The organism is Microcoleus sp. D3_18a_C4, assembly GCF_036702415.1.
Classification (GTDB): domain Bacteria; phylum Cyanobacteriota; class Cyanobacteriia; order Cyanobacteriales; family Microcoleaceae; genus Microcoleus.
Map to the genome: position 1 here is coordinate 17,282 of NZ_JAUBTI010000089.1, position 10,451 is coordinate 27,732.

At 45.6% G+C, this 10,451-nt stretch carries 10 protein-coding genes; 8 read left to right on the forward strand and 2 right to left on the reverse strand.

Features of this window, described 5'->3' with window-relative positions:
- Window positions 1–9 precede the first annotated feature (9 nt).
- From QUB16_RS26390 to QUB16_RS26400, 3 genes are all read left to right on the forward strand, one after another.
- A complete protein-coding gene (locus QUB16_RS26390; protein WP_333320733.1) occupies window positions 10–1,086 on the forward strand; it encodes a response regulator in 1,077 nt (358 codons plus the stop codon).
- A 57-nt stretch (window positions 1,087–1,143) separates the two neighbouring features.
- Window positions 1,144–2,277, forward strand: coding sequence for a hybrid sensor histidine kinase/response regulator (locus tag QUB16_RS26395; RefSeq protein ID WP_333320734.1), 1,134 nt, complete (start codon window positions 1,144–1,146; stop codon window positions 2,275–2,277).
- A 340-nt stretch (window positions 2,278–2,617) separates the two neighbouring features.
- Window positions 2,618–4,261 carry a GTP-binding protein gene (locus QUB16_RS26400; protein ID WP_333320736.1) on the forward strand — a complete coding sequence of 548 codons (1,644 nt, stop codon included), beginning with the start codon at window positions 2,618–2,620 and terminating at the stop codon, window positions 4,259–4,261.
- Between the two features lie 124 nt (window positions 4,262–4,385).
- On the opposite strand, the gene QUB16_RS26405 is transcribed toward QUB16_RS26400, so the two are convergent.
- Complete coding sequence (locus QUB16_RS26405; protein ID WP_333320738.1) at window positions 4,386–5,519, reverse strand: adenylate/guanylate cyclase domain-containing protein; 1,134 nt, start codon at window positions 5,517–5,519, stop codon at window positions 4,386–4,388.
- Between the two features lie 41 nt (window positions 5,520–5,560).
- Between QUB16_RS26405 and QUB16_RS26410 the strand changes: the two genes are divergently transcribed.
- Window positions 5,561–5,962, forward strand: a complete 402-nt coding sequence (locus QUB16_RS26410; RefSeq protein WP_333320740.1) for a hypothetical protein — start codon at window positions 5,561–5,563, stop codon at window positions 5,960–5,962.
- 340 nt (window positions 5,963–6,302) lie between these two features.
- The gene (locus QUB16_RS26415) at window positions 6,303–7,232 is read left to right on the forward strand and encodes a phosphoribulokinase (RefSeq protein WP_333320741.1); all 930 of its coding nucleotides are present in this window, start codon (window positions 6,303–6,305) and stop codon (window positions 7,230–7,232) included.
- A gap of 89 nt (window positions 7,233–7,321) precedes the next feature.
- Here the strand turns inward: QUB16_RS26415 and QUB16_RS26420 are convergent, their stop codons facing one another.
- The gene (locus QUB16_RS26420) at window positions 7,322–7,510 is read right to left on the reverse strand and encodes a hypothetical protein (RefSeq protein ID WP_333320743.1); all 189 of its coding nucleotides are present in this window, start codon (window positions 7,508–7,510) and stop codon (window positions 7,322–7,324) included.
- Between the two features lie 110 nt (window positions 7,511–7,620).
- Between QUB16_RS26420 and QUB16_RS26425 the strand changes: the two genes are divergently transcribed.
- The 3 genes from QUB16_RS26425 to QUB16_RS26435 all read left to right on the forward strand — a co-directional run bounded on the left by QUB16_RS26425 (window position 7,621) and on the right by QUB16_RS26435 (window position 10,329).
- Window positions 7,621–8,601 (forward strand): ABC transporter ATP-binding protein, encoded by a 981-nt coding sequence (locus QUB16_RS26425; protein WP_333320745.1) that lies wholly within the window; start codon window positions 7,621–7,623, stop codon window positions 8,599–8,601.
- Between the two features lie 640 nt (window positions 8,602–9,241).
- Complete coding sequence (locus tag QUB16_RS26430) at window positions 9,242–9,883, forward strand: IS66 family transposase (RefSeq protein WP_333320747.1); 642 nt, start codon at window positions 9,242–9,244, stop codon at window positions 9,881–9,883.
- The gene (locus QUB16_RS26435) at window positions 9,874–10,329 is read left to right on the forward strand and encodes an IS66 family transposase (protein WP_333320749.1); all 456 of its coding nucleotides are present in this window, start codon (window positions 9,874–9,876) and stop codon (window positions 10,327–10,329) included. Before QUB16_RS26430 ends, QUB16_RS26435 begins: the two co-directional genes overlap by 10 nt.
- The last annotated feature ends 122 nt before the right edge of the window (window positions 10,330–10,451 follow it).

The window sequence follows — 10,451 nt, forward strand, 5'->3', positions numbered from 1 at the left end:
GGATAAGCCGTGAAAATACCATCCGTTTTGATCGTTGACGACGATCCCAATAATTTTGATGTAATTGAAACCCTCTTGAGCGAGCAGGATTATCAATTGCATTACGCTGCCAGCGGGCAAGAAGCGATCGCATCCCTCGACATATTTGAGCCTGACCTTATTTTGCTGGATGTGATGATGCCAGGAATAGATGGCATCGAAGTTTGTCGGCAAATCAAAGCCATGTCAAAATGGCAAGCCGTTCCCATCATTATGGTGACAGCATTAAACTCAAAATCAGACCTTGCCCGTTGTCTCACTGCCGGCGCTGACGACTTCATTAGTAAACCTGTAACTGCTATTGAACTGCGTGCCAGAGTTCACTCCATGCTGCGAATTAAGCACCAGTATGACGACCTGCAAAACTTACTCAAATTGCGGGAAGATATGGTTAAAATGGTAGTTCACGATTTACGCAATCCCCTGGCTGGTATCTTGCTTGGCTTGGAACTCCTAACAAGCATAGAGTATCCTAGAGAACAACAACAAACCCAACTGGAGAGAATTTACTCCTCAGCACAAGCAATACAGCTATTAATTGATGATTTATTGCAAATTGCTTTACTCGAAGCAGGTGAAAATCGTCTCAATTACACAGAGGTTTATTTGTGCGCTCTCGTAAATTCTGCCATATCAAACTTTGAAGCAATCGCTGCTAAAAAAAATCAGTTGCTGGTCGCTCAGTTACCTGAAGAAACCAGTAGGAAAATCTCGGTTGATGCTACCCTGATACATCGAACGCTGGATAATCTTCTCTCGAATGCCATTAAGTTTTCCCCACGCTATAGTCAAATCATAGTGAATGTAGAATTCCTCACATCTGGCCATGCCAAAATCCAGGTTATCGACTCTGGGCCGGGTGTTCCTGATACATTGCGCCACAAGATTTTTGCGAAATACGAGATTGGAAATCTGATGTCGGATGTCTCTCAAATAGGGTTGGGTTTAGCTTTCTGCAAAATGGTCGTTGAGGCACATGGGGGCGAAATTGGTGTGAGAAGCAACAAACCAAAAGGTGCCATTTTTGAAATCACTTTGGCAGCATAGCTGACGGCTATCACCTGAAATCATAAAACTTTCTAAATTATTGGAGTCCTTACAATTATGTCTCAATTCTCTATCTTAATTGTTGATGATGAGCCGGATAACTTTGATGTGATTGAAACCCTGTTATCGGAGCAGGATTATCAATTGCATTATGCTGCCAGCGGGCAAGAAGCGATCGCATCCCTCGATATATTTGATCCGGCTCTTATTTTGCTGGATGTGATGATGCCGGGAATAGACGGCATCGAGATTTGCCGGCAAATCAAAGCCATGCCAAAATGGCAAGCCGTTCCCATCATTATGGTGACAGCATTAAACAGAAAGTCAGACCTTGCCAACTGTCTAACTGCCGGAGCCGACGACTTCATCAGTAAACCTGTAAATGCTATTGAAATGCGTGCTCGCGTGCATTCAATGCTCAGAATCAAGCAACAGTATGATAATATCCAGAACTCATACCACATCCAAGAAAATATCATCTATGTCTTGGAAAGCACCCTCAATGAGCTGCGTGGCAACTTAGCTTCTAGTCTATCCCACGAACTGAATACGCCCCTCAATGGCATTTTAGCCACGATCGGGTTGCTCAAGGACGATATCGAAGACATGGATATCGCCGAAATCCGTGAGATGTTAGGGTGGGCCGATTTATCTGCCCGTCGCCTAGAAAAATTAACGAAAAAATTCCTGATTTATTTAGAATTAGAACTATCGGCAAGTCGCCAGCACAAGATCGAATCTGCCCGGACTCTATTTTCAGCTTCCGCCATTGAAGCCGAGTTGAAATACCAGGCTCAGAGCGTCAACCGTAGCAACGATATGTTGTTCACTCTTGAGGAAGCGGAGCTCGCTCTATCAGAGCGATATCTATCAACGATACTCCATGAATTAATTGATAATGCACTGAAATTTTCCTCACCAGAGACAACCATTAAAGTTAGTAGTCAAGTCGTAGGGGAGATGCTGCATTTATCTGTACATGACTCGGGGCAGGGCATGACAGAAGAGCAAATTGCTAAAATTGGTGCCTTCATGCAGTTTGAGCGCAAGAGCTATGAGCAGCAGGGCACCGGTATCGGCTTAAAAATTGTCCAGAAAATTGTCGAACTGGCAGGAGGAGAGTTCTCAATTACCAGTATCTATAAAAAGGAAACTACGGTACATCTCACTCTGCCGATTGTCCGCAATTAGCATGAGTTTTTATATCATACCAATTTTTTATGAGGCTGCATAGAATCCGATCCCCTGTTACATACTGGCGAATTTTCCCACCGACTTACTAATGTTATCGTGCAAGCGACAATTGCAGATTCCGGCGCGATCGCACTTTATCTGCACCCGCTACCACTAAAACCCCGCAAATCGCGCCCGCAGTGCGACAGAATCGGGATTTGCGGGTTCGCGCAGTACGATCCTCTTCGTTGGCGTAGCCCCCGTAGGGGCGGGCTTCGCTAACGGGCGCTTCATCAGTTCGGAATTCTCAGGAGAATGTAAAAATCAAAGCAGAACCCTTTTATTTGCCACTCCCCTCATGCCTTTGCCGCGCCTGTTAACCTTAATTGCTGCTTTCTGCCTCACCCTGGGGCTGATTATTGGGCTGGTGAGTTCCTTAACAGGGCTTTACAGTCAAGTTGCGTGGTCTGCTTCTCCGCTGCTGGCTAATTTGCTGATTTTCCTGATAATTGTACTTTTGGGAACGCTAATTTTTGCGCTGGTTTACTATTTTAGGCTGCTGCAACGGCCTCAGAAAGTTAAGGGAAAACGGCCGATTACTCCGAAGATTCCTGTTGTGAAAAGTGAAGCAGCTTCGGAAAATCTTAAAGCAATTCGGCAACAAGTCGATCGCATTCAAGATGAAGTAGCGCGGCAAGCTTTGCTGTTGAGAGCCCGCGAAATTGAAGCTAGCATGGCGAGGGGCAGCGTTCGAGTAGTTGTTTTCGGCACCGGTTCTGCGGGCAAAACTTCCGCTGTGAATGCGCTGGTGGGGCGGATGGCGGGACAGGTGGGCGCGCCGATGGGAACTACCGAAGTTGGGGAAACTTACACTCTGAAATTGAAAGGAATCGATCGAGAATTAGCAATTACGGATACCCCAGGCATCTTGGAAGCGGGAGTTGCGGGAACTTACAGAGAGGAATTGGCGAGGCAGTTGGCGGCGAGGGCAGATTTGATCTTATTTGTTTTGGACGGCGATTTGCGAAAATCCGAGTACGAACCGCTGCGGACTTTGGCGGAAATTGGCAAAAGGTCGATCGTGGTTTTTAATAAAGTTGACCTTTATCCCGACACCGACAGAGATGAAATTCTCGATCGACTGCGGCAGCGAGTCAAAGGCTTTGTATCAGCAATGGATGTAGTCGCCATTAGCGCCAATCCGCAAAAAGTTGTACTAGAAGACGGCACAATTTTTCAGCCATACCCGGATATTATGCCATTAATTCGGCGCGTCGCTGCGATTTTGCGAGCTGAAGGCGAAGACTTAATTGCGGACAATATTTTGCTGCAATCTCAGCACTTGGGAGACCAAGCCCGCAAGTTAATTGACGCTCAAAGAAGGCGGCAAGCTGATAAAGCAGTAGAGAGATTTCAGTGGATCGGAGCCGGAGTAATTGCCGTAACGCCTTTGCCAGTTGTGGATTTGTTAGCGACAGCAGCAGTTAACGCTCAAATGGTAGTAGAAATTGCCAAGATTTACGGCTGCGAATTAAATATCGATCGGGCGAAAGAATTGGCATTGTCTCTAGCAAAAACCCTAGCCAGTTTGGGAATAGTTGAAGGTGTAATTCAAGTAGTGTCAAGGGCGCTGCAGTTAAGCGTAGCCGGGTTTGTACTTGGCAAAGCAATTCAAGCAGTCAGTGCGGCTTATTTAACCAGAATTGCTGGTAAAAGTTTTATTGAATATTTCCGCCATGACCAAGATTGGGGCGATGGTGGCATCACCGAAGTCGTGCAAAGGCAGTTTCAGTTAAATCGGAAAGACGAGTTTGTAAAAGCATTTGTCAAAGATGCGATCGCCCGCGTTGTCGAACCTCTGAACATTTATCAGCAGGAATCGGAACCCGAATTAGAAATGTCAGCGGAATTGGAACCAGAAATAGAACCAGAATCCTTGTATCCGCCGCCACAACAAGACGATTGGGAAACTTACAGCAACAAACGAAACGATGAGTGGTAATTGGGAATTGGGAATGGGGAATTGGGCATTGGGAATTGGGAATTGGGCATTGGGCATTGTCAACTATCAACTAAGAGGGCGGGCACAGGGGCACCGCCCCTACCAACTGTCAACTGTCAACTGACTAATTTCGCCCCACCAACAAATAAACCATCATTTCTCCTTTACCTTTAATCTCAACAGCACCGCGCCTTTTAAACAAAAACTTCTCTTTTAAACGATCGTAAACCGCAGCAGTCACCTGAATTTCCCCCGGAATACCGCTTGATTCCATGCGCTGAGCAACATTTACTGTATCCCCCCACAAATCGTAACTAAATTTAGTTAAACCAATGACTCCCGCCACCACCCCACCAATATTTATCCCAATGCGGAGACTAAAGTTGTGATTGTTTTTGACATTGAAGCTAGCGAGAGCAGCTTGCATATCTAGTGCCATTTGGGCAATGGCAAAGGCGTGATTTTCCTGCGGTTCCGGCAAACCGCCAACTACCATGTAAGCGTCACCCATAGTTTTGATTTTCTCCAAACCGTGACGTAACGATAACTCGTCAAATAGACTAAAAATTTGATTCAGAACTTTCACCGTTTCTGCCGCAGTTTTTTGAGAGGCAAAATTCGTAAATCCCACCAAATCGGCGAATAAAACGCTGACATCCGAAAAGCTGTCAGCAATTATGCTTTGCCCCTCCTGCAAGCGCTCTGCAATCGATTTGGGCAAAATATTTAATAGCAATTCTTCAATTTTTTCTTTCTGAGACTGGGTTGTTTCCAACAGCAACCGCGTTTCCATTTCTGCGTGTTCCCGATAGGCGATTTCCTGCTGTAACATCAGATTGTTCTCCCTCAGTTGCAACTCTAGTTCCCGCAGCCGCAATTGATTTTCTACCCTAGCTATCACCTCTACGGTTTGAAAAGGTTTAGTAATGTAGTCCGCCCCGCCAGCATTAAAGGCTTTCACCTTCTCAGAAGCTTCTACCACAGCACTCAGAAAAATAATGGGAATGCCACAAGTGCTAGCGGTAGCTTTCAAGCGACTGCAAACTTCATAGCCATCCATATCGGGCATCATAATATCCAGCAAAATCAAGTCAGGCTGAGCCAAATCCACAGCATCGAGTGCCTGTTGCCCGCTAGATGCAGCTTCTACTTTATAGCCTTTCCTGGATAAGATCAGCTCCAGTAACAATAAGTTGTTAAGACTGTCATCCACAATTAAAACACGGCCCCTTAATTTTTCTGAAGATGGTTGATTCATGGGCTGGCTACGGGCTTAGTTAAACTTAATAAAATTAAGATTTGTTTAAATTTATAAATTACGCACCGGTGCGTCCCAACCTATTTTTTTTCACGGAAAGACGCATTGCCGAAGGCAAGCAAGAGGAAAAAAAACAGGTTTGTGAGGGCATGATTGCCTCCTCAACTCTAATTTATTATACTAATTTGTCAAAACCGCGAAAGCTGGGGCTAAAACTTCATATTGCGGATAAATTCGATCGCCTTGGGCGTCGATTGATGGACTGGCGAATTGATTCACTGCTTGCGGGCGGTTTTGAAACCAAAAATATCCCACCAGCCCCACCGCTGCAATTGGCACTACAAAAGACAAAAGAGACTACCCGGACACTTTGCAGGGATAATTTGCCCGAAATTATGACAAGAGTTGGATTCAAAAGTACGATCGACATCTTGGGCGGTTGAGAAATGGGCGTGATTTTTTAATCTGATGCTCCCTGAGTCTCCAGTGCCGCATTATATTAAGAAATATAACAATATTTTTACAGATGGGGGAGACTCCGGGGGGAGCAAGTCAATCGATTTTAGATTTTAGATTTTAGATTTTAGAATTGAAGCATTGACTTGCGCGAGATAAATTCGGGGGTTCCTTTATCGGATACAGGTTTTTTATTTCTGGACGGATGAATCACGTGGCGGGTATCCTGGATGCTTGATTGTCAAACCGAGCGATCGGATCGAACACAACTTTGATAAGATGTAAGATTGACAACAAAATTTGCTATTGTGCGTCCGGGTAAAAACAATGAGCGATCGACCAATTATTCTCGGTATTGTCGGAGACAGCGCAGCGGGCAAAACCACCCTGACGCGGGGAATTGCCCAAGTATTAGGGCCTGAAAATGTCACTGTGATTTGCACTGACGACTATCATCGCTACGACAGAAAGCAGCGGGCCGAAATCGGAATCACAGCATTGCATCCCGACTGCAATCACCTCGACATCATGCAGCAGCACCTCAGCCTGCTGCGTACCGGACAAGCAATTCTCAAACCCATCTACAACCACACGACAGGTACATTCGACCCACCGGAATACATCAAGCCCAGCAAATTTGTAATCGTTGAAGGTTTGCTGGGTTACGCAACCCGAACAATCCGCGATTCTTACGACGTAAAAGTGTATCTTGCTCCTCCCGAAGAATTGCGAGCTCAGTGGAAAGTTAAGCGCGATGTCATGAAGCGCGGTTATACTGAAGAACAGGTGCTTGCAGAAATAAAAAAACGCGAACCGGACTCTGAAGACTTCATTCGTCCTCAGCGCAAATCGGCCGACGTTGTAGTTAGTTTTTACCCGCCAGAAGCGGACAATCAATCGAATTTGAACGTCCGTTTAGTTCTCAGACCGACAATTCCTCACCCTGATTTTACTGAAATTTTAGGTCGAGGCAGCGAGAGTTTTAAACCTGCAATTCGCTTGGGACTCGATCGGGATATGGGCAAACCAGTTGACGTTTTGGAAGTAGACTCCCACGCTACCAGCGAGCAAGTAAACGAACTGGAAATGATGTTGTGTAGCGAGTTGCCACACCTGCGGGGATTTTGCTCCGCCCAAGGCAACCCGGAAATTGGCAAACTTATCGGCACAACGGGCGAAGTTTTGCAAAGTTACCCGCTAGCTTTGACGCAGTTGCTAGTTGCATATCACATGATGAAAGCAATTCATGTCTATTAGTTAGTTGGCAGTTGGCAGTTGGCAGTTGTTGGTTGTTAGTTGTTGGTTGTTATTGCAAGGATTAATAACCAATAACCAATAACCAATAACTAATGTAGTCGCAAAGTCGGGTTAGCAGTGCCTAATTGCTGAAGTGGCATGGAGACTGGCAACTGACTTTGAGGTGCAGGCAGCATTTCGCCTCGGAAGTCGAGGAGGGTGACGAGCAGCAGGTAGGCTACTGCTAAAATGATAGAAATCACCCCAGTGATAATAGCAACAAGTTTTGAACGATCCATATTCAGCAAATTTTAAGTGCAGCTAATATTAGTTTAACATTAAAAAGAGCGATTATTACTGAACTTATGCCATAGAATATAATCAGGTGCTACTTATTTCGCTTACGAAAATGGAACCTCTTATAGATGCGCCAACTTCCACCGAGATGCCCGGAGCTACCCCAGTGGTGGAAACATTTAATCTGGGGAAGTTCTACCGTACCGGCTTCTGGATGAATGAAAAAATTGAATCGCTCAAAAATTGCACTCTGACTGTCTCTGAGGGGGAAACTTTTGGGTTGTTAGGGCAAAATGGAGCTGGGAAAACTACGCTGCTGAAAACTTTGCTGGGTATAGTGCGGCCGACTTCTGGCAGGGCGCTGCTGTTGGGGAGGCCTTTGGGCGATCGCACCGTGAAGCAGCGAGTCGGCTATTTGCCAGAAAATCCCTATTTTTACGATTATCTCACGGGCTGGGAATTCTTGCAATTTGCAGCGGGGTTATTTCAAATTCCCCCCTCAATTCAGCGACAGCGAATTCCGAATTTGCTAGACTTAGTTGGGCTATCTCAATCGGCGGCAATTAAAAAACAGTTGCGCCAGTATTCTAAGGGCATGCTGCAACGGATCGGCATGGCTCAAGCTTTGATTAACAATCCCGATGTGGTATTTTTAGATGAGCCGATGTCTGGTTTAGATCCGATGGGACGCTATCAGATGCGGGAGATAATTTTATCGCTGAAAAATCAAGGAAAAACAATTTTTTTTAATTCGCATATATTGTCTGATGTGGAGAAGATTTGCGATCGAGTGGCAATTTTGGCGAAGGGTGAGTTAATCTGCATTGGTGCGATCGACGAACTCTTGGGTAATACTGAAACTTACCGGGTTGAAGGTAGGGGCGGGCACTTGAATATCCTGCAAAAATGGATACCGGATATGGAAGTTGATGATGATTTGTGGTACGGTCATTTGCAGGGCGATCCGAAGGAGTTTCTTTCTAGTCTGAGCGGTACGGGAGGGCAGCTAATTGGGATGAATTTGGCTAAGCCTAGTTTGGAAGAGTTTTTTATGCAGCAACTGCAAGAAAGAGGGATTTATTCTAGTGGTTGAAGTATCTTAAAAGAGGTAGATTGGGATTGATGGTGGCGCGGGGGCGGGTTTATGAGATTGTGGGTTTTTGGCAATTATTGTCGGTGAACCCGCCCCTACAGATTTATTGACAATAATGCAATATATAGCTCACATTTTGCACCATTTTTCTGCCTCCTGTAGGGGCGGGTTCACCAACAGATTTAACGGGTATAGACAGGTGAAATAAACCCGCCCTCCAGGTTTTTATCGTTATTTTGAAAGAGGTAGATTGGGATTGATGGTGGCGCGGGGGCGGGTTTATAATATTGTCGGTTTGTAATTGCTCAACCCCCTTGACAAGAGAACGAGATAGACATTAGATAAAGGAATGAAAAAACTCCCTGACCTAAAACAACTATCGGACGAGGCAAAAGACGCCTTGATAGTAGATCTATGGCAGGAAATCGAAAAACTACGCTCCGCATTAGCCACTTACTCTTCAAAGTCAGACTCATCCCCCGCTAAAACCAGCAAAAATTCCAGCACTCCACCATCGAAAGGATTCAAGCCCAACATCAAGCCATCAAAAATAGAAGGGGTCAAAAGACAAAAAAGCGTAGGCAGAGCAGGAGGGGGAAGACACCTACATCTCGAACCCGACCAAATCATTATCGCAAGAGTGAAAAATTGTCCCGAGTGTGGAGAAACAGTCACTGCCAGAGCCCAAAAATTGCAATCCGTCTATGACAAAATAGAACTACCACCAATTCGCCCGATCGTAACGCGCATAGAACGTTATAGCGGTCGCTGCGCCTGTTGTCAAACCGAGTATCTTGCCCCCGTACCCGCAGGAATGGAACCGGGTTCACCATTTGGCAGTTCAATTCAAAGCCTGGTTACGTATCTGCGCTACACTCATGCGATCGGCTACGAACGGCTGTCGGGAATCTTGGCGGAAGTTTTTGGACTCAAGATATCCGAAGGAGCGATCGCCAACCTCTTAAGTACCGTCAAAACCAGTTTAGACGATCGAGTAAATCAAATACTACAACGATTGCGACAAGCAAAATTAATCTGCTCGGATGAAACCAGTGCCAGAGTGAACGGACACAACCAATGGGAGTGGGTATTTCAGAACCAGGATATTTGCTTGCACGTCATCCGCCCGAGTCGAGGAACTGGGGTAATTAACGAAATTCTGGGAGAGCATCGCCCACAGGTGTGGGTGTCAGACTTATTTAGCGCTCAAAAAAATCACCCAGCAGAACAATGGCAAGTGTGTGAGTGCCCATCAACTGCGGGATTGCCAATATGCCATTGATGCAGGAGACAGGATTTTTGCCAAGGGCGATGAAGAGGTTATTATTAAGGGCTTTTGTCATCCATCGACGACGCGACAGGATGGACGAGGCTAAGCTGGAGCGATATCGCAGCAATTTACGGGAAAGATTAACCAGAATTTTGAGTTTAGCACCACATCAGCCGGATGGTGTCCGGTTACGAAAACGCTATGGCGAGCTGATGGATAATTTGTTCTTATTTCTGGAAGATGTGACAATTCCACCTACAAATAATTCTAGCGAACAAGCGATTCGGATGAGCGTGATATTTCGTCGCGTGACTAATTGCTTTCGTTCCGAATGGGGGCGAGATTTATTTGCGGCGGTTCGTTCAGTTGTCAATACTGGTAAAAGGCAGGGCTTAACTGCTTATCAAGCTATTCAACAAGCCCTCTCTATTCATGGCTCCCTTTTTTCCCCTAGTTGAGCAATTACGTCGGTTTTTGGCAATTATTGTCGGTGAACCCGCCCATACAGAGTTATTGAAAATGGTGCAATATATCAGTTTAATATTACATTATGCACCATTTTCATACATCCTGTAGGGGC

Bases quoted from the DNA above. Each gene is read 5' to 3' on its own strand.
- QUB16_RS26395 (WP_333320734.1), top strand. From the start codon at position 1,144: ATGTCTCAATTCTCTATCTTAATTGTTGATGATGAGCCGGATAACTTT.
- QUB16_RS26400 (WP_333320736.1), top strand. From the start codon at position 2,618: ATGCCTTTGCCGCGCCTGTTAACCTTAATTGCTGCTTTCTGCCTCACC.
- QUB16_RS26405 (WP_333320738.1), bottom strand. From the start codon at position 5,519: ATGAATCAACCATCTTCAGAAAAATTAAGGGGCCGTGTTTTAATTGTG.
- QUB16_RS26415 (WP_333320741.1), top strand. From the start codon at position 6,303: ATGAGCGATCGACCAATTATTCTCGGTATTGTCGGAGACAGCGCAGCG.
- QUB16_RS26420 (WP_333320743.1), bottom strand. From the start codon at position 7,510: ATGGATCGTTCAAAACTTGTTGCTATTATCACTGGGGTGATTTCTATC.
- QUB16_RS26425 (WP_333320745.1), top strand. From the start codon at position 7,621: ATGGAACCTCTTATAGATGCGCCAACTTCCACCGAGATGCCCGGAGCT.
- QUB16_RS26435 (WP_333320749.1), top strand. From the start codon at position 9,874: ATGCCATTGATGCAGGAGACAGGATTTTTGCCAAGGGCGATGAAGAGG.